At 68.0% G+C, this 17,917-nt stretch carries 17 protein-coding genes; 11 read left to right on the top strand and 6 right to left on the bottom strand.

Features of this window, described 5'->3' with window-relative positions:
- Positions 1 to 58 precede the first annotated feature (58 nt).
- Complete coding sequence (locus PYV00_RS01620; RefSeq protein WP_275226496.1) at positions 59 to 2,167, top strand: TonB-dependent receptor plug domain-containing protein; 2,109 nt, start codon at positions 59 to 61, stop codon at positions 2,165 to 2,167.
- Between the two features lie 9 nt (positions 2,168 to 2,176).
- Here the strand turns inward: PYV00_RS01620 and PYV00_RS01625 are convergent, their stop codons facing one another.
- Both PYV00_RS01625 and PYV00_RS01630 read right to left on the bottom strand, forming a co-directional pair.
- Positions 2,177 to 3,283 carry a hypothetical protein gene (locus PYV00_RS01625; protein WP_275226497.1) on the bottom strand — a complete coding sequence of 369 codons (1,107 nt, stop codon included), beginning with the start codon at positions 3,281 to 3,283 and terminating at the stop codon, positions 2,177 to 2,179.
- Positions 3,283 to 3,573 (bottom strand): 4a-hydroxytetrahydrobiopterin dehydratase, encoded by a 291-nt coding sequence (locus PYV00_RS01630; protein WP_275226498.1) that lies wholly within the window; start codon positions 3,571 to 3,573, stop codon positions 3,283 to 3,285. The genes PYV00_RS01625 and PYV00_RS01630 overlap by 1 nt, the downstream gene beginning before the upstream one ends.
- A 47-nt stretch (positions 3,574 to 3,620) precedes the next feature.
- Here PYV00_RS01630 and ccmA point away from each other — a divergent pair, with 47 nt between their 5' ends.
- A complete protein-coding gene (gene ccmA / locus PYV00_RS01635; RefSeq protein ID WP_275226499.1) occupies positions 3,621 to 4,199 on the top strand; it encodes a heme ABC exporter ATP-binding protein CcmA in 579 nt (192 codons plus the stop codon).
- A gap of 8 nt (positions 4,200 to 4,207) precedes the next feature.
- The gene (locus PYV00_RS01640) at positions 4,208 to 4,855 is read left to right on the top strand and encodes a heme exporter protein CcmB (protein ID WP_275226579.1); all 648 of its coding nucleotides are present in this window, start codon (positions 4,208 to 4,210) and stop codon (positions 4,853 to 4,855) included.
- A gap of 136 nt (positions 4,856 to 4,991) precedes the next feature.
- Here PYV00_RS01640 and map read toward each other — a convergent pair whose 3' ends face one another.
- Positions 4,992 to 5,816, bottom strand: a complete 825-nt coding sequence (gene map / locus PYV00_RS01645) for a type I methionyl aminopeptidase (protein WP_275226500.1) — start codon at positions 5,814 to 5,816, stop codon at positions 4,992 to 4,994.
- A 189-nt stretch (positions 5,817 to 6,005) separates the two neighbouring features.
- Complete coding sequence (locus PYV00_RS01650) at positions 6,006 to 6,839, bottom strand: DUF4163 domain-containing protein (protein WP_275226501.1); 834 nt, start codon at positions 6,837 to 6,839, stop codon at positions 6,006 to 6,008.
- 49 nt (positions 6,840 to 6,888) lie between these two features.
- Between PYV00_RS01650 and PYV00_RS01655 the strand changes: the two genes are divergently transcribed.
- The 6 genes from PYV00_RS01655 to PYV00_RS01680 all read left to right on the top strand — a co-directional run bounded on the left by PYV00_RS01655 (position 6,889) and on the right by PYV00_RS01680 (position 12,793).
- A complete protein-coding gene (locus tag PYV00_RS01655; protein WP_275226502.1) occupies positions 6,889 to 8,271 on the top strand; it encodes a leucyl aminopeptidase family protein in 1,383 nt (460 codons plus the stop codon).
- Between the two features lie 159 nt (positions 8,272 to 8,430).
- A complete protein-coding gene (locus tag PYV00_RS01660) occupies positions 8,431 to 8,691 on the top strand; it encodes an SH3 domain-containing protein (RefSeq protein WP_275226503.1) in 261 nt (86 codons plus the stop codon).
- Positions 8,688 to 9,611, top strand: a complete 924-nt coding sequence (gene argC / locus PYV00_RS01665; protein WP_275226504.1) for an N-acetyl-gamma-glutamyl-phosphate reductase — start codon at positions 8,688 to 8,690, stop codon at positions 9,609 to 9,611. The genes PYV00_RS01660 and argC overlap by 4 nt, the downstream gene beginning before the upstream one ends.
- Before the next feature lie 484 nt (positions 9,612 to 10,095).
- Positions 10,096 to 10,434 carry a P-II family nitrogen regulator gene (locus tag PYV00_RS01670; protein WP_275226505.1) on the top strand — a complete coding sequence of 113 codons (339 nt, stop codon included), beginning with the start codon at positions 10,096 to 10,098 and terminating at the stop codon, positions 10,432 to 10,434.
- Between the two features lie 126 nt (positions 10,435 to 10,560).
- Positions 10,561 to 11,970, top strand: a complete 1,410-nt coding sequence (gene glnA / locus PYV00_RS01675) for a type I glutamate--ammonia ligase (RefSeq protein ID WP_275226506.1) — start codon at positions 10,561 to 10,563, stop codon at positions 11,968 to 11,970.
- A gap of 217 nt (positions 11,971 to 12,187) precedes the next feature.
- Entirely contained in the window at positions 12,188 to 12,793 is a 606-nt protein-coding gene (locus PYV00_RS01680; RefSeq protein ID WP_275226507.1) for a fasciclin domain-containing protein, read from the top strand.
- A gap of 67 nt (positions 12,794 to 12,860) precedes the next feature.
- Here PYV00_RS01680 and PYV00_RS01685 read toward each other — a convergent pair whose 3' ends face one another.
- Both PYV00_RS01685 and PYV00_RS01690 read right to left on the bottom strand, forming a co-directional pair.
- Positions 12,861 to 13,712, bottom strand: a complete 852-nt coding sequence (locus tag PYV00_RS01685; RefSeq protein WP_275226508.1) for an arginyltransferase — start codon at positions 13,710 to 13,712, stop codon at positions 12,861 to 12,863.
- 226 nt (positions 13,713 to 13,938) lie between these two features.
- Positions 13,939 to 15,192 (bottom strand): threonine ammonia-lyase, encoded by a 1,254-nt coding sequence (locus PYV00_RS01690; RefSeq protein WP_275226509.1) that lies wholly within the window; start codon positions 15,190 to 15,192, stop codon positions 13,939 to 13,941.
- A 90-nt stretch (positions 15,193 to 15,282) separates the two neighbouring features.
- Here PYV00_RS01690 and PYV00_RS01695 point away from each other — a divergent pair, with 90 nt between their 5' ends.
- Together PYV00_RS01695 and PYV00_RS01700 are read left to right on the top strand one after the other, a co-directional pair.
- Positions 15,283 to 16,179 (top strand): NAD(P)-dependent oxidoreductase, encoded by an 897-nt coding sequence (locus PYV00_RS01695; protein ID WP_275226510.1) that lies wholly within the window; start codon positions 15,283 to 15,285, stop codon positions 16,177 to 16,179.
- A 38-nt stretch (positions 16,180 to 16,217) separates the two neighbouring features.
- Positions 16,218 to 17,906, top strand: a complete 1,689-nt coding sequence (locus PYV00_RS01700; protein WP_428981601.1) for an amidohydrolase — start codon at positions 16,218 to 16,220, stop codon at positions 17,904 to 17,906.
- The last annotated feature ends 11 nt before the right edge of the window (positions 17,907 to 17,917 follow it).

The following is a 17,917-nucleotide window of genomic DNA, read 5'->3' on the forward strand; positions in this document are numbered from 1 at the left end:
TTGGCACTTTTCGGTAGAAGGGCGATGCGTGCCCGCTTTGACGCCATAGGGAGGGACAATGCGACGACATTTCCGCGCCTTGCCCCTGCTGATCGGGGCCGGCCTGCCTCTGGCCCCGGCACCTGCCCGGGCCGAAGCGGGCACCGAGCTGCCGGTGACGGCGGAGGCGCCCGCGCCCGCCAGGCCTGATGCGGCGCAGCGGCAGGTCTTCGTTCCGGCCGATTTCGCCCGCTTCGCGCCGCGCAACGCGTGGGACATCCTCACGCGTGTGCCCGGCTTCTCGATCCGCGAGAGCGATACCCAGCGCGGGCTGGGCCAGGCGACCGGCAACGTGCTGTTCAACGGCGCGCGCCCGTCCAACAAGTCGGACGATCTCTACACCCAGCTCAACCGGATTCCGGCCGCCAATGTCGAGCGGATCGAGATCCTCGATGGCGCCACGCTCGATATTCCGGGGCTTTCGGGCCAGGTCGCCGATGTGGTCTACAAGGCCGACGGCTTCTCCGGCCAGTTTTCCTGGGTCGGGCGGATGCGGGCGCACTATGCCGACGCGCTTTATACGTTCGGCGACATCTCGGTCAGCGGGCGCAGCGGCGCGGTGGAGTTCGAGCTGGGGCTCAACAACGCGGACGCGGGCCGCAGCGCGGCGGGCGGGCCGACGCTGATCCGCGATGCCGCGGGCCTGATCATCGAGCGGCGCCGCGACGAATGGACCTCGAACTACGATGCGCCCAAGCTCACCGGGCGGCTCACGCTCGATGGGCCGGGTTCCTCGGTCGGGCACCTTGCCGGCCACGTCCAGCGCAGCTGGGACCACTACCGTGAAACCAGCCTGCGCACCGGATCGCCGGACCTTGCCGATCGGCGCCGTCGCATTCGTGAGAACAACGACACGCGCAACTGGGAGATCAGCGGCGATTATGAATTCGCGCTCGGCCCCGGCCGGCTCAAGCTGATCGGCCTGACCAACGCGCGCCACGAACCCTATCGGCAGGAGGTGATCGACCGTCCGATCGACGGGTCGGCGGCCAGCGGCGATCGCTTCACGCAGACCAGCGACCTGGCGGAAACCATCGCGCGCGGTGAATATGGTTGGACGATGCTGGGGGGCGACTGGCAGCTATCGGGCGAGGCGGCGTTCAACACGCTCGACAGCGTGGCGACGCTGGCGGAATTCGATCCCGTGCGCGCGGCCTTCGTCAGCGTCGATTTTCCCGATGGCACCGGCGGGGTGCGGGAGGATCGCTATGAAGCGATGCTCAGCTTCGGGCGGCCGATCAGCAAGACGCTCTCGCTCCAGATCACCGCCGGGGCCGAGCATTCGACGATCAGCCAGACTGGGCTGGGCGGCGCGACGCGCAGCTTCTTCCGGCCCAAGGGCACGGTCTCGCTCGCCTGGAAGCCGGCGAAGGACTTCGATCTGTCGGTCAAGCTGCAGCGCCGCGTGCTCCAGCTCGAATTCTACGATTTCCTCGCCAGCGTCTCGCTGAACGACAACAACCAGAACGCCTCGAACGCGGACCTGCGCCCGCAACAGGACTGGTCGATCGAGGCGGAGGCGAACAAGCGGCTGGGCCGCTGGGGATCGACCAAGCTGATCCTGACCTATCGCGATGTCGAGGACCGGGTGGATATCATTCCGGTTGCCGGCGGCGGCGAGGCGGTGGGCAATATCGCCAAGGCCAGGGCGGCCGCGTTCGACTGGTACGCGACGCTCGAACTCGCGCCGCTCGGCTGGAAAGGCGCGCGGCTCGACACGCATGTGCTGTTGCAGGATTCAAGCCTGCGCGATCCCTTCACCGGGCAAAAGCGCAACTGGAACGGCTTCAGCGACCGCCTGGTGGAACTGAACCTGCGCCACGATATTCCCGGTGGCGACTGGGCCTGGGGCAGCGGCCTCTATCACGAGCACATCCAGCCCGGATATCGCAGCAACCAGCAGGATCGCGTGTGGGAAGGGCCGATGTGGATCGACGCTTTCGTGGAGAACAAGGATATCCTGGGGCTGACGGTGCGCGCGGCGGTGAACAATATCGCCAATGCCCGCTCCCGCCGCGAACGCGTGGTCTATACCGGCATGCGCGGGGCCTCGCCCATCGCCTTTCGCGAAAGCCGGGACCGGCTGATCGGGCCGATCTTCATCCTTTCGATCAAAGGCACGTTCTGAACCGGCGGATCACCTTGCGCCGCGCAGGCGGGCAAGGCCTTGCCGGCCGGCGGGGGCCAGGAACGCCGCCAGCGCGCTGAACGGCACCAGGGCATCGTCGGCGCAGGCGACGACGACATGGGGCAGCGCCGGGGTCATGAGGAAGCCATTTTCGGCCAGGCCGAGGAACCAGTAGTCTTCCCGCGCCACCGCCTCGCGGCATTCGGCATCGGTGATCGCCATGTGCCGCATCGCCAGCGCGCGCAGGGCCGGCGTGATCCGGCGCGCGCCCTTGCCTTCGCCGCGCTCGGCAATGGCCTTGTCGGTCAGCCAGCCGGCCAGGTCGATCTCGTGCCCATCGCGGCGGTCCCACACCCGCCATTCATAGCCGTAATCGGGATGGGCACCGCCGCACGATCCGCCGAAGCTTTCCTGAACCACCAGGAAATCGCGCTTCGCCAGCTTGGGTACGCGCGCGGCCTGGAAATCGCCATCGACGCCCAGGCTGCCCAGCGCGCCTTCGAAGCAGCCGAGGTAATCGGCATCGCCATCGCGCAAGGCCGGATCGAACCGCAACGCCGCGTTGATCGCGCGGTCTCCCGGCTCGCTTTCGGGATAGGCGAAGCTGACGATCGAGACATCTTCGAAATTCGGCCCGACATCGTAAGTCAACTCCGTATAGGCGAACGCGCCAAGCCGGGCGGGCCTGCGCAAGACCCGCGCTGGCACCACGCGCGGCGCGGAATAGGCATCGCTGGCGCAGGGCCGGTCATCCGCCTGCGAAAAAGCCATGCGCGTCAGCGCGATCGGCAGGCGGCGCGCGCCTTGCCGCCAATCGCCGGCCAGGCTGTCGGTGGTTCGGGCCGCAAGGTTCCAGTGCCCGGTCACGTCGCCACCGTCGCGCTCGCTCCAGTTGCCGTCATCCTCGCGCTCCAGCACGATCGGCCGCTTGCGGCTGAGGTAATAGTACGAGCCGTTGCTGTAGCCGCCTGGCGAGGCTTGCAGGCAGACGCGCACCGGCAGGTTGCCGATGGTTCCTTGCCACACCCCGGCCCAGGCCGGCGCCGATGGCTCGGCCGCGCCGGCCGGCGCCGCCAGCACGGCCAAGATCGCCAGCGCGGGCGGGGTGCGGCGCATCACAGCATCGCGTCGATGGCGCGCGCCATGGCGACATCGCGCAGGCTGAGGCCGCCCGCGTCATGCGTGGTCAGCGTGATCTCCACCCGGTTGTAGACATTGCGCCATTCGGGGTGGTGATCGACTTTCTCGGCATGGATCGCAAGGCGCGCCATGAAGCCGAACGCCTCGGCGAAATCGGCGAAGGCCAGCTTGCGCTCGATGGCCAGGCCATCGCCGCGCAAGCGCCATTCGGGCAGTTCGGCCAGCGCGGCATCGCGCTGCGTATCGGTCAATCGGGTCGGGACCATGGCGCTCTCCTTGGCAGTGCGCGTGCTTTCAACTATCGCCCTTGGCCATGCAAGGGGTACGCATCGCCGCAACAGACCTGGCCTGCCGGCGCGGCGACCGCGTGCTGTTCCGTGGGCTGGCGCTTGAGCTTGCGGGCGGCGAGGCGCTGCAGGTGGCCGGGGCCAACGGCATCGGCAAGTCCAGCCTGATCCGCATCCTGGCCGGGCTGATGCGGCCTTTCGCCGGCTCGGTGGAGCGGGCCGGGACGATCGGCCTGATCGACGAGCGTCCCGCGCTCGATCCGCACATGCCGCTCGGCCGTGCGCTACGCTTCTGGCAGCGGCTCGACGGTGCGGTGGACAACCAGCTCGCCCGGCTGGGCCTTGCCGGGCTGAGCGACGTGCCGGTGCGCTATCTTTCCACCGGCCAGCGCAAGCGCGCCGCGCTGGCCCGGCTGATCGGCCAGCAGGCGGCGGTGTGGCTGCTCGACGAGCCGCTGAACGGGCTGGATGCCCACGCGGTCGCGCTGGTCGAGGCGCTGGTGGCCGAACATTGCCGGGCGGGCGGGATCGCCGTGGTCGCCTCGCACCAGCCTTTCGCGCTGGCCGCCATGCGCCGGCTCGATCTGGCGGAGTTCGCGGCGTGATCGGCCGCATGGGGACCTTGCTGGCGCGCGATCTGGCGCGGCTGGCCTTCGGCGGACGGCGCGGCGGGGCCATGCTGCCGATCCTGTTCTTCCTGGCGGTCGCGATGCTCTATCCCTTCGCGGTCGGGCCCGATGCGCCCTTGCTGGCGCGCACGGGCGGCGGGGTGATCTGGGTGGCGGCGCTGCTGGCCGCGATCCTCCCGCTCGACCGGCTGATCGAGCCCGATATCGAGCTTGGCCTGTTCGATCAGTGGGCCTTGCGCGGCATATCGGAGGAATGGATCGTCGCGGTGCGGGTGCTGGCCCACTGGCTGAGCTTCGGCCCGCCGCTGATGCTCGCCGCCTTGCCCGCCGCCGCGCTGCTGGGGCTGGAAGGCGCTGCGCTGCGCACGGTGGAACTGGGCCTGCTGGCCGGCACGCCGGGCCTCGCCGCGCTGGGCGTCACGGTCGCGGCGCTGACGGCGGGGCTGCGCGGCGGCACGGCGCTGTCGGGCCTGCTGGTGATCCCGATGGCGGTGCCGCTGCTGATCTTCGGCGCGGGCAGCCTTTCGACCGGCGGCCAGGGCGGCATCGCGTTGACCGGCGCGGTCAGCCTGGTCCTGCTGGCGATCGCCCCGTTCGCCGGCGGCGCGGCGGTGCGGGCCGCGCGGGACTGACGCTCGCTTCCCGCCGGGGAGAGATACGCAGGCTTGCGAGAGTAGCGAGCCTGGCCGAAGCTGAGCGGGGTGGGGCCTGACGCGGCCCCTCTCCCAATCCTCTCCCCTGGAGGGGAGAGGGCTATTCTGCCCGTGCTTAATACGGCGGCTTGTGCAGGCCCTTGGGGCTCAGCGTGAAGATCTCGCAGCCGTCCTCGGTGATGCCGATCGAATGCTCGAACTGCGCGGAGAGCGACTTGTCGCGCGTCACCGCCGTCCAGCCGTCCGCCAGCAGCTTCACCGGCGACTTGCCCAGGTTGATCATCGGCTCGATCGTGAAGAACATGCCGGGGCGCAGCACCGGCCCGGTGCCCGGACGCGCCGCGTGCACCACTTCGGGGGCATCGTGGAACAGCCGCCCGACGCCGTGGCCGCAGAATTCGCGGACCACGCCATAGCGGTTCTGTTCGGCATAGGTCTGGATGGCGGCGCCGATATCGCCGAGCCGCGCGCCGGGGCGGGCCTGCTCGATGCCGATCATCAGGCACTCGTGCGTCACGTCGACCAGCCGCCGCGCCTTCAGCGCGACATCGCCGACCAGGTACATCCGGCTCGAATCGCCGTGCCAGCCATCGAGCAGCGGCGTTACGTCGATGTTGACGATATCGCCTTCCTTCAGCGTCTTTTCCGACGGAATGCCGTGGCACACGACATGGTTGATCGAGATGCACGAGCTGTGCTCATAGCCGCGATAGCCCAGCGTGGCGGGCACCGCGCCGCCGTCCAGCGTCATCTGCCGCACGGCATCGTCGATCGCCGCCGTGGTCACGCCCGGCTGCACCAGGGGGGCGATCTCGTCCAGGATCTCGGCGGCAAGGCGCCCGGCCTTGCGCATCCCGGCGAACCCTTCGGGTCCGTGCAGCTTGATCGTGCCGTCACGCAGGACGACTTCTTCGGCGGTGATGGTCTGGTATTCGGTCATCGTGGCTATGTAGCGTCAGGGCCGCAGAAATGCGAGTGGGTTGGGGTTTGTCTGGAAAATGCGCGGAAGAGCGCATTTCGTGGCGGCACCGGCCCGCTCCCCCACCCGTCCTCCCACAGCGTATCATTCCGATGGCAGGCCGGGTGGAGGAGCGGGCCGGTACGGGTATGCGCCAATTACCGACCAAACCTAACTCCCGAGCGCGAAGGCCGGGCGAAACGACGGCTTCACCGCCGCAAGCACCGCGTCCGTCACGGGCAATGTCACTTCGTAGGAACCTTCGGCATAAGGCCCCGCGTCATAAGGCGCGATCAGCACGCCGATCCGGTCGAACGTCGCGCCGTTTGAAGAGCCCAGGATCAGCGTGCTTTCCAGCGGATCGAGGCAGGCGTCGAATTCGTCGCCGCTGGCGGGGTTGACCGGCTGCCCGCGCCGCTTGCCGCGTTCGCGGTTCAGCGCGTCGCAGAACGGCTGCTGGATCGCGCCGCGCAGCGCCGCGCCCGAAGCGAACAGGTCCACCGGCTTGCGCGGTATCGACACGCGCTTGTCCCACAGCAGGGTCGCGAAATTGCTCATGCCGTGGGCGCCGCCGGAAAAGGCATAGATTTCGGCGGACAGCGACAGCCAGTCGGGCAGGTCGGCCACGACTTTCCACGCCGTGCCGGCGCTGTGCGGGCGGAAGGGATAGCCGTCGGCTTCGGCTTCGCGCTTGTCCTTGCGGGCGGCCGCTTCCAGTTCCAGCTTCGCTTCCACCAGCCGGCGGTCGAGCAGCGTCTTGAGCGAGGGATAGCGGGCGGCGGCGGCGGGATAGGAATAGTCGAACTCGAAATATTCGTTGGACAGCTTCTCCTCGCGTCCTTCGGCCACGGGGGTGGGCGCTTCCACCGGCGCGTCGGATTCCAGCGACATGGTATCGGCGGCCAGCGAGTCGCCGGCCGTGTCGGACGGGCCGGGCGCGGGCGCTTCCTGCTGGCAGGCGGCGGCCAGCAGCACGACTGACAAGGCAAACCCGGTTCGACGCATCGTTTTTCCTCTCGCGCTGGACTGGCCGCTAGGGCTAGAGGGCAAGGCAATGACCGACAAGAACGCATTGATCCAGCCCGATCGGGGCCAGAAGGCGATTCCCCTCCATCTGGTCGACAAGGAAGGCCTCGCGGATTTCCTGAAGGGCCGCCCGGCGCCCCAGCGCGCCGCGCTGGCCGCGCAGAAGTTCGAAGCCGAGCCGAACAGCCATGCCATCGTCGCCGAAGGTGACGAGTGGGCCGTGGTCGCCGGCGTCGCCCGGACCGATGTGCTTTCGAGCTGGTGCATGGCCCGCCTCGCCGAAGTCCTGCCCGCCGGCACTTATCGCCGCGAGGGCGGCGATCCGGGCGCGGCGGCCTTCGGCTGGATCACCGGACAATACCGGTTCGACCGCTATCGCAGCGATGCGCCCGACGAAGGCCCGCGCGTGCTGCTCAGCCGCGATGCCAAGGCGATCGAGCCGATCACCGCCGAGGCCGGCGCGGTCGAGCTGGTGCGCGATCTGGTCAACACCCCGGCCGAGGACATGGGCCCCGCCCAGCTCGAGGCCGAGGCCGAAGCGCTGGCCAAGGCGTTCAAGGCGGAAGTCCGCGTCGCGCGCGGCGATGTGCTGGAGCGCGAGTTTCCCATGGTGCACATGGTCGGCCGCGCCGCCGGCCGCGCCCACGCGCCGCGCATGATCGAGCTGGAATGGGGCGACCCGGCGCATCCGCGCGTCGCCATCGTCGGCAAGGGCGTGTGCTTCGATTCGGGCGGGCTCGATATCAAGCCGTCCTCGGGCATGTTGCTGATGAAGAAGGACATGGGCGGGGCGGCCCATGCGCTGGCGCTGGCGCGGCTGATCATTTCGCGCGCGCTGCCGGTGCGCCTGCACATGCTGGTGCCCGCGGTGGAGAACGCGGTGTCGGGCAATGCTTTCCGCCCCGGCGACGTGCTGCGTTCGCGCGCGGGGATCTCGGTCGAGATCGGCAACACCGATGCCGAAGGCCGGCTGGTGCTGGGTGACGCGCTGGCGCGCGCGGGCGAGGGCAAGCCCGACCTGACCCTCGATTTCGCGACGCTGACCGGCGCTGCCCGCGTCGCGGTGGGGCCCGACCTGCCGGCGCTTTTCGCGCGCGAGGACGCGACCGCGCGGGCCCTGCTCGAAGCGGGCGAGGCGCATGACGATCCCTGCTGGCGCCTGCCGCTTTACGGCGGTTATCGCGAATACCTGAAATCCGATATCGCCGACATCAACAACGCGCACACCAACGGCTTTGCCGGCGCGAGCGTGGCGGCGCTGTTCCTGGACTGCTTCGTGCCCAAGGACAGCGACTGGGCACATTTCGATACTTTCGCCTGGCGCCCCGTCGCCAAGCCGGGCCGGCCCAAGGGCGGCGACGCGCTGGGACTGCGCGCGGCCTGGCACATGCTGGGCCAGCGCTATGGCTGAACTTGCGCGTCCGCCATGCCGGGTCTAAGCGCGCCCGTCTTTGGATTTGGAGATACCTGCCACTTGGCGATCGAGGATTCCCATACGCGTCACCCCGCTCCGACGGGCCTGCTCGCCATGACCGGGCCGAGCGTGACGGCGGATCGGAGGCGTTTGCCCGTGCGCGGCGATCTGGCGCATATCCGGCTGGCCGGCCGCTATTTCGTGCCGCACTATGCCGTGCCGATGCCCCACCTGGCCAGGGCCGGCGCCGTGCTGCTGGCCACCGAACATGACGATGCGGAGGTGATCGCGGTGCTGCCCGAAGGATCGGTGTTCGATGTGCTGGATATCGCCGGCGCCTGGGCCTGGGGCCAGTTCGGCGAGGATGGCCCGGTCGGCTATGTCGCGCTGGCCGGCCTTGAGGCGATCACATCGTGACCGCGCGGGTCTTCATCGACGGGGCGGCGGGCACCACTGGCCTGGAAATCGCCGACCGGCTGGCGGGGCGCCGCGAATTCACCCTGGTGGTGCTCGATGACGAGCGGCGCAAGGACGAGGTGGCGCGGGCCGAAGCGCTGAACCAGGCCGATTTCGTCATCCTGTGCCTGCCCGACGAGGCCGCGCGCGAGGCGGTGGCGATGATCGCCAACGATTCGGTCCGGGTGATCGATGCCTCTTCGGCCCATCGCACGGCGATCGGCTGGACATACGGCTTTCCCGAAGTGATCGGCCGCAAGGCGATCGCCGAGGCGCGGCGGGTGAGCAATCCCGGCTGCTATCCCACCGGCTTCATCGCCTTGCTCGCCCCGCTGGTGAGCGCCGGGCTGCTGCCGGGCGGCTGGCCTTATATCTGCCATGCGGTCTCGGGCTATTCGGGTGGCGGCAAGTCGCTGATCGCGCGTTTTGAAAGCGATGCCGACATCGCCTATCGCGCCTATGGGCTCCGCATGGGGCACAAGCACGTGGCCGAGATGCAGAAGCATGTCGGGCTGGCGCACGTGCCGGTCTTCGCGCCGGCGGTGGTGCCGGCACACCGGGGCATGATCGTGGAAGTGCCGTTGCCGCTGGCCGCGATGCCCAATGCCGCCGCGCCCGAAGTGCTGCGCGCCGCGCTGGCCGACGCCTATCTCGGCAGCCCGATCGTCACGGTGCGTCAGGATGCGCCCGACGAACTGCTGCTGCGCCGTTCGATGGCGCCGGTCGATACGCTCGAGCTTTCGGTTTTCGGATCGCGCGACGGCACGCAGGCGCGGCTCGTGGCGGTGCTCGACAATCTCGGCAAGGGCGCGAGCGGAGCGGCGGTGCAGAACCTCAATATCATGGCCGGCCTGCCCAATACCGCGGGGCTGCGGCTTTAAGAGATGGTTTGGCAATGCGCCTGTCGGCGCATTGCGGCACCAGCCCACGCCCCCACCCGGCCTCCCATAGATTACCATTTCGTTGGGAGGCCGGGTGGGGGCGTGGGCTGGTGCCGCCAAGAAATGCGCTCTTCCGCGCATTTCCCAACCAACTCCAGCCTCGAACGGCGATCCGTCCCGGTGCTCGTGCGCCGTGGTCAAATTGGACCCCGTCAGCCGGTTCAGCACAAAATTTAGGCAGGCGATGCCTCAAATTTAGCCAGATTGCCGTGCCGCTCCCGCGTTCGTGCCGCGTGTCTTTCGCGCACGCCGGCGGGGCGAAGCGCCAAGTCATGCGATTCCAGTCTTTTCGCGGTTGCACACTTGGCCTACCACCGACTCATCGGCTCTGGCACGATTCTTGATGGGATCGCGCGTGAGGCATCCGGTTGCCGTGCCGTCAGGGGGCGGCTTTGGGCACCCATATGCAGGGAAAAGATAAAGCGTGAAAAAGATCGAAGCGATCATCAAGCCGTTCAAGCTCGACGAAGTGAAGGAGGCGCTTCATGAGGTAGGGGTTTCCGGCATCACGGTGACGGAGGCCAAGGGCTTCGGGCGGCAGAAGGGGCACACCGAGCTGTACCGCGGCGCCGAATACGTGGTCGATTTCCTGCCCAAGGTGAAGCTTGAGGTCGTCGTTTCCGATGCCCTGGCCCCGCGCGTGGTCGAGGCGATCGCCGACGCCGCGCAGACCGGCCGGATCGGTGACGGCAAGATCTTCGTCATGCCCGTCGAAACCGCCGTGCGCATCCGCACTGGCGAGCGGGACGACGCCGCGCTCTGAGGGACACCGGCGCAAGCCGGAAATGACGGGACGGGCGGGCACGGGGGGCCAGCCTGCCTCCCGGAACTGCCCATCCACCCCTAGCCTCTTTCGGGATCGGAAGAGTAAATCTGGAGAACAACGCTAATGGCTAGTGCAAAGGACGTCCTCAAGCGCATCAAGGACGAGGAAATCGAATGGGTTGACCTCCGCTTCACCGACCCCAAGGGCAAGTGGCAGCACCTCACCATGGTGTCCTCGGTCCTGGGTGAGGACGAACTGGAAGACGGCCTGATGTTCGACGGTTCCTCGATCGAGGGCTGGAAGGCGATCAACGAGTCGGACATGATCCTCAAGCCCGATCTCGACGCGGTCTACATCGATCCGTTCTCGGCCACGCCGATGATGATCCTGTTCTGCGACATCGTCGAGCCTTCGACCGGCGATCTCTATGCCCGCGATCCGCGCTCGACCGCCAAGCGCGCCGAAGCCTACGTCAAGTCGGCCGGTTTCGGTGACACCGTCTATGTCGGCCCGGAGGCCGAGTTCTTCATGTTCGACGACGTGAAGTTCTATGACGGCTACGACGGCAACGGCTTCAAGCTCGACGATATCGAGCTGCCCGGCAATACCGACAAGGAATACGACACCGGCAACCTGGGCCACCGCCCGCGCGCCAAGGGCGGCTACTTCCCCGTCGCGCCGGTCGACAGCGCCACCGACATCCGCGGCGAGATGGTCTCGACCATGCTCGAAATGGGCCTGCCCTGCGACAAGCACCACCACGAAGTGGCCGCCGCGCAGCACGAACTGGGCCTGACTTACGGCACGCTCGTCACCACCGCCGATCGTATGCAGATCTACAAGTACGTCGTGTGGATGGTCGCGCAGGCTTATGGCAAGACGGCCACGTTCATGCCCAAGCCGATCATGAAGGACAACGGATCGGGGATGCACACGCACATCTCGATCTGGAACGAAGGCAAGCCGACTTTCGCCGGCAACGGCTATGCCGGCCTGTCGGACACCTGCCTCTACTTCATCGGCGGCGTCATCAAGCACGCCAAGGCGCTGAACGCCTTCACCAACCCGACCACCAACAGCTACAAGCGCCTGGTGCCGGGCTATGAAGCGCCGGTGCTGCTGGCCTATTCGGCCCGCAACCGCTCCGCCTCGTGCCGTATCCCCTATGGCGCGGGCGACAAGGCGAAGCGCGTCGAGTTCCGCTTCCCCGATGCGATGGCCAACCCCTACCTGTGCTATGCCTCGCTGCTCATGGCCGGTCTCGACGGGATCAAGAACAAGATCCACCCGGGCGAAGCCATGGACAAGAACCTCTATGATCTGCCCCCGGCCGAACTGGCCGAAGTGCCGACCGTCTGCGGTTCGCTGCGCGAAGCGCTGGAATGCCTCCAGGCCGACCATGCCTTCCTGCTCGAAGGCGGCGTCTTCACCGAAGACCAGATCGAGGCCTACCTCGAACTGAAGTGGCCCGAAGTGCTCCGCTGGGAGACCACGCCGGCGGCTTGCGAATTCGACATGTATTACAGCTCCTGATCCAGGGGCCGAAGTACCAGCAAGACTGATCACCGAGAGGGGGCGTCCGGAGCGATCCGGGCGCCCTTTTCGCTGCTCACCTGTTTTGGGGCACGCAAAAGCGCGCGGCGTGGGAACGTCTTTTCGCCTCGGGCGTTCTTCGGCGAGGGAAGGCCAGTTCGCCATTGCGGGGCAATCCGGGATGGGCCGCCATCGTCGCCATGAGGGAATTCGCAGCATGAATGTCTGGCAGCCCGCGCTGGCCCTGCTTGTCGTCGCGGGCATTGCGCTGTCGGGTTGCGCGAAGGAGCCGGAGACCGAAGCGCCGGTCGCGACCCATTCGCAGAACACATCGCTTTCGGCCGCGCTCGACAATGCCGACGGCCTGCAGACGGTGGCCGAGGCGCTCAAGCAGACCGGGCTCAAGGCCAGTTTCGCCGGGCCGGCGAGCTACACCCTGCTCGCGCCTGATGACGAGGCGTTCGCGCGGCTGGGCGACAAGGGCAAGGAACTGACCCGATCGGACGATTTCTCCGCGCTCACCACACTGCTGGAGGCCCACATCATCCGGGGCTACGTCACGCCGAAATCGCTGGCCGAGGCCATCGCGGCCAGCCCGGACCATGCCGTGCGGATGCGCACTGTCGGCGGCACCGTGCTGATCTTCGCCCGAGGCGACGGCACGATCACCGTCTCGTCATCGAACGGCATCCAGGGCGTGATCAATGGCGAGGCGATCACCGGCGGCCGCAGCATCGCCATCCCGATCGACGCGGTGCTCAGCCGGGCCGGCGAGCGGGCCGTTCCCACGTCCTCCTCCGTGGCGCAATCGCTGGGTCTTTAAATCGGAGTCCGCCGGGACATGCGCCGGCAGGCGCATTGCCAAACGCAATCCAAGATCAAGTGGCCCGTCAGTCGCCCAGGCGGCAGACGTCGGCCATGGCCTTGATGCCGTCCTTGCCCTGGCCATCGCCGGCGGCCGGGCGCGGCGTGTTCGCGGTCTCGGCGATCAGGCGGTCCTGCTCGGCGGCGGGAATGCGTTCCCAGCCGGCCCGGCTCAGCCGTTCGAGCGGGCGGTAGCGTACCTTGTACTGCATCCGGGGCGAACCCTCGACCCAGTAGCCGAGGTAGACATAAGGCAGGCCCAGATCGTCCGCGCGGCGGATGTGATCGAGGATGATGTAATTGCCCAGGCCCGCGCGCGCCTCATGCTCGGGCTCATAGAAGCTGTAGATCATCGACAGGCCATCGCATTGCCGGTCGGTCAGGCAGGCGCCGACCAGGCGGCCCGGGGTGACGCCGTCATCCGATGGCTCGCGATATTCGATCACATAGCTGGTGACGGGCGTATGCTCGACCATGTCGGCGAAATCGACTTCGTCCATCGTCGTCATCCCGCCTTCGGGATGGCGCGCGCCCAGATAGCGGCGCAGCAGTTCGAACTGCTCGCTGGTGGACCAGGGGCGGCAGACCGTGGTGATCAGGTCGCTGTTGCGACGCAAGTTGCGCTTTTGCGTGGAGGACGGGGCGAACTCGCTGGCGACGACGCGCACCGAGATGCAGGCCGCGCAATCGAGGCAGGACGGCCGGTACGCCACCGTCTGGCTGCGGCGGAAACCGATCCGCCCGAGCGCATCGTTCAGCGAATCCGCGTGCGGGCCCTTCAGTTCCGTGAACACCTTGCGCTCGCTGCGGCCCGGCAAATAGGGACAGGGAGCGGGGCTGGTGACGAAAAACCGGGGAAAGCGAACGGGAGCCGTCACGGGGGCGCTCTTCCTCTGCAGCTGCCTTGAACAACCTTGTGAATGAAGGCGAATATGCCCGCCGCATAGCGGGGTTGAAAGCGTTTTAACCAAGAAATTTGGTTAACGAACGGTTATTTTGCACAGTGGTGGCGCTTTGGCCGCCGCCCTGTCCCGCGATGGGCCGGACGCGGCGGTAATTGCGAAGATCCGGCGCGGCGCGGGGCAGGGCCGCCGGCCCGACGGCTCAGTTCGCCTCGACCTGGCTGACCTGATAGCCGGCCTCGCGCAGCGCGCCCACCAGTGCTTCGAGCTGCTCGCGGTCACGCGCCTCGCACTCGATGTCGGTGACAAGGCCCTTGGCCGGCAAGTGCGTGAAGATGCGCTGGTGCCAGACTTCGATGATGTTGACGTTGTGCTCGTGGAACAGCTTGGCCACCTTGTAGAGCGCGCCGGCGCGGTCCTGCAGGTGGATACGCAGGCGGGCGAGGCGGCCCGATCGGGCGAGATCGCGCAGCAGCACGTTCGCCAGCAGGCGCGTGTCAATGTTGCCGCCGGTCAGGACGATGCCCACCTTGCGCCCCGCGAACAGCGCGCGATGCGCCAGCACCGCGGCAAGCCCGGCCGCACCCGCGCCTTCCACCACGGTCTTTTCGATCTGCAGCAGCAGCGCCACCGATGATTCCAGCTCGGCCTCGCTCGCCAGCACGAAATCGTCGAGCAGCCCGCCCAGCACGCGCGAGGTGAACTTGCCCGGCTCGGCCACGGCGATGCCTTCGGCCAGCGTGTCGCCGCCCACCGGCAGGCTTTCGTGCTTGAGCAGGTTGTACATCGAGGGGAACAGTTCGGCCTCCACCCCCACCAGCCGCACGTCCGGGCGGATGGCGCGCGCGATCGTGCCCATGCCCGATGCCAGCCCGCCGCCGCCCACGGGGATCGCCAGCGTATCGATCTCGGGCACGTCCTCCAGCATTTCGAGCGCGACCGTGCCTTGCCCGGCGGCGACATGCGGATCATCGAAAGGATGCACGAAAGTCAGCCCCAGTTCGATCTCCAGCCGGCGGGCATGGGCATAGGCCTCGTCGAAAGTCTCGCCTTCGAGCACGACGGTGCCGCCCACGCTTTCGGTCTGCATCACTTTCACCATCGGCGTCGTCCTGGGCATGACGATCGTCACCGGGATGCCCAGCCGCGTGCCGTGATACGACAGGCCCTGCGCATGGTTGCCGGCCGAGGCGGCGATCACGCCCCGGCTGGCCCGGTCTCCGTCCAGCTGCAGCATGGCGTTGAGCGCGCCGCGTTCCTTGTAGGAGGCGGTGAATTGCAGGTTCTCGAACTTCAGCCAGATGTCGGCGCCGGCGATCCCGCTCAGCGTGCGGCTGTACAGCGTGGGCGTGCGCACCACCGCGCCGCCAATTCGCCGGGCCGCCGCGTGCACGTCATCGGCGGTGAGCAAGGCTTGCGGGGCCTCCTCGGCGGGCTTGAGCATTGGCTGGTCCATGGCGCCCGCGCGTAACGGAAAGCGGCGCGGATTGGAAGCGCGCGCCGTAATCGGTTCAGCTTTGCCGCATCCCCGGCTATAGCGGCGGGCATGAGCGAAAAGCGCAAGGTATCCTTCCTCGGCCTCGGGGTGATGGGAGGGGAGATCGCCCGCCACATCGGCGAGGCCGGACACGAACTGACCGTCTACAACCGTTCGCCCGATCGGGCCGGGCGCTGGCTGGAAGCGAATCCGGGCCTGGCGGCACGGGTGGCGACCAGCCCAGCGGACGCGGCCGAAGGCGCCGAATTCGTCATCACTTGCGTGGGCAACGACGATGATCTGGCCGATGTCGTGCTGGGCCCCAGCGGCGTGTTCAAGACGCTGCGCCAGGGGGGCACCTTCATCGACCATACCACCGTTTCCGCGCGCATCGCCCGGCAGATCTCGGTCGAGGCGCGCGACTTGCAGGTGCACTGCGTCGACGCGCCGATGACCGGATCGCAGATCGGCGCGCAGAAGGGCACGCTCACGCTGATGTGCGGCGGGCGCAAGGACGCGATCGAGGCGGCGCGCCCGGTGATGCAGGCCTATTCGCAGCGCATCGTCCATGTCGGCAAGGCCGGCGCGGGGCAGATCACCAAGATGGCCTGCCAGATCTGCATCGCCGGCAATGTCGCCGCGCTGGCCGAGGCGGTGCGCTTCGCGCAAGCCTCGCACCTGGATATGGACAAGGTCTATGAAGCGATCTCGGGCGGGGCGGCGCAATCCTGGCAGATGGACAACCGCTGGCAATCGATGAACGAGGACCGGTTCGATTTCGGCTTCGCGGTGGACTGGATGCGCAAGGATCTGGGCCTCAGCCTTGAAGAAGGGCGCGGGCTGGGCGTGTCGCTGCCGGTCGCCGCGCTGATCGACCAGTTCTTCGCCGAGGTTCAGGCCATGGGCGGCGGGCGACTGGATACCAGCGCGATCATCAAGCGATTGCCCCGGAAAGGCGGCAAGTGAGGCGCGGTTCGGTCGCGGCCATCGCCGCGGCGCTGGCGCTGGCCTGCACGGGCCAGCCGGCCTGGGCGAGGAAGAAGGACAATACGCCGCCTGCGGGCACGCTGATCGAGAACGTCGCCGGCATCACGCCGGACGGCAAGGGCGGGCTGGAGCGCTTCGAAGCGCTGCTGATCGGTGAGGACGGCAGGATCCGGGAGGTCTATCACAAGGGCGAGAAGCCGCCCGAACGCGTCGCCTACAAGCTGGACGGCAAGGGCCGCGTGCTGGTGCCGGGCATGATCGACGCGCATGTCCATGTCATGGGCACTGGTTTCGCGCGGATGACGCTGGATCTTTCGGGCACGAAATCGCTCGACGAGGCGCTGGCGCGGATCGCCGCCTATGCCGCCGCGCATCCCGATGTGCCCTGGCTGCTGGGCGGCGGCTGGAACCAGGTGGACTGGGGGCTTGGCCGGATGCCGACCGCCGCCGAACTGGACCAGGCCACCGGCGGGCGCCCCGCCTGGCTCACCCGCGTCGATGGCCATGCCGGCTGGGCGAACAGCGCCGCGCTTGCCGCCGCCGGCATCAGCGCCGCCACGGCCGATCCGGCCGGCGGGCAGATCGTGCGCCGGGATGGCGGCAAGGCGCCGGCGGGCGTGCTGGTGGATGGCGCGGTGCCGCTGGTCGCAGGCAAGGTGCCGCCGCCGCGCGCGTCCGATCTCGATACTGCCTTTGCCGAGGCGCAGCTCGTGTTCCTGAAGAACGGCGTCACCGCCGTGGCCGACATGGGCACGACGATCGAGGCCTGGCAGGCCTTCCGCCGCGCCGCCGATCTGGGCAACTTGCGCGTGCGCATCGTTTCCTATGCGGCCGGCGTCGATGACATGGCGCTGATTGGCGGGCCCGGTCCATCGCCCTGGCTCTATGACGATCGGTTGAAGCTGGCCGGAGTGAAGCTGTACCTTGATGGCGCGCTCGGTTCGAGCGGGGCCTGGCTCAAGTCCTCTTACGCCGACGCGCCCGGCACCACCGGTCTGCCGACGATGAGCGACACCAAGCTGGGAAACCTGATGAGCCGCGCCGCGATCGACCGTTTCCAGGTTGCCGTCCATGCCATCGGCGACAAGGCCAATGCCGCCGTGCTGAGCGCGATCGACGAGCTGTCGCACACGTATACCGGCGATCGGCGCTGGCGGATCGAGCACGCGCAGATCGTCGATCCCGCCGATATCGCGCGCTTCGGCCAGCATGGCGTGATCGCCTCGATGCAGCCGCAGCATGAAGCCTCTGACCGGATCATGGCCGAGGCGCGGCTGGGGCCGGACCGGCTGGCCGGGGCCTATGCGTGGAAATCGCTGGCGGCGAGCGGGACGACGCTGGCTTTCGGCTCGGACACCCCGGTCGAGCCGCCCGCGCCGTTCGTGGGCCTGGCCGTGGCGATCAGCCGGCAAGGCGCGGATGGCCAGCCGGCGGGCGGCTGGCAGCCGCAGGAACGGCTGACGCTGCCACAGGCGCTGGCCGCCTATACCACCGGCGCGGCCTATGCGATGTTCGCCGAGGATCGGCTGGGCCGGCTCGCCAGGGGGATGCGCGCGGATTTCCTGTTCGTCGATCGCGATCCCACCACCGCCACGCCCGAAACCCTGCGCCAGACGCGTGTGCTGGAAACCTGGATCAATGGCCAGAAGGCGTGGGATGCGAGCAAGGATGCGGCGAAGGACGAAGCGAAAAGCGCGGGCCGCTAGGCTGCGAATGT

The sequence above is a fragment of the Novosphingobium album (ex Liu et al. 2023) genome (assembly GCF_029076845.1).
Classification (GTDB): domain Bacteria; phylum Pseudomonadota; class Alphaproteobacteria; order Sphingomonadales; family Sphingomonadaceae; genus Novosphingobium.

Excerpts from the sequence above, each read along its gene's own strand:
- PYV00_RS01695 (WP_275226510.1), top strand. The coding sequence starts at position 15,283 with ATGAGCGAAAAGCGCAAGGTATCCTTCCTCGGCCTCGGGGTGATGGGA.
- PYV00_RS01650 (WP_275226501.1), bottom strand. The coding sequence starts at position 6,839 with ATGCGTCGAACCGGGTTTGCCTTGTCAGTCGTGCTGCTGGCCGCCGCC.
- map (WP_275226500.1), bottom strand. The coding sequence starts at position 5,816 with ATGACCGAATACCAGACCATCACCGCCGAAGAAGTCGTCCTGCGTGAC.
- ccmA (WP_275226499.1), top strand. The coding sequence starts at position 3,621 with ATGCAAGGGGTACGCATCGCCGCAACAGACCTGGCCTGCCGGCGCGGC.
- PYV00_RS01640 (WP_275226579.1), top strand. The coding sequence starts at position 4,208 with ATGGGGACCTTGCTGGCGCGCGATCTGGCGCGGCTGGCCTTCGGCGGA.
- PYV00_RS01655 (WP_275226502.1), top strand. The coding sequence starts at position 6,889 with ATGACCGACAAGAACGCATTGATCCAGCCCGATCGGGGCCAGAAGGCG.
- PYV00_RS01680 (WP_275226507.1), top strand. The coding sequence starts at position 12,188 with ATGAATGTCTGGCAGCCCGCGCTGGCCCTGCTTGTCGTCGCGGGCATT.
- PYV00_RS01620 (WP_275226496.1), top strand. The coding sequence starts at position 59 with ATGCGACGACATTTCCGCGCCTTGCCCCTGCTGATCGGGGCCGGCCTG.
- PYV00_RS01630 (WP_275226498.1), bottom strand. The coding sequence starts at position 3,573 with ATGGTCCCGACCCGATTGACCGATACGCAGCGCGATGCCGCGCTGGCC.
- glnA (WP_275226506.1), top strand. The coding sequence starts at position 10,561 with ATGGCTAGTGCAAAGGACGTCCTCAAGCGCATCAAGGACGAGGAAATC.
- PYV00_RS01690 (WP_275226509.1), bottom strand. The coding sequence starts at position 15,192 with ATGGACCAGCCAATGCTCAAGCCCGCCGAGGAGGCCCCGCAAGCCTTG.
- PYV00_RS01625 (WP_275226497.1), bottom strand. The coding sequence starts at position 3,283 with ATGCGCCGCACCCCGCCCGCGCTGGCGATCTTGGCCGTGCTGGCGGCG.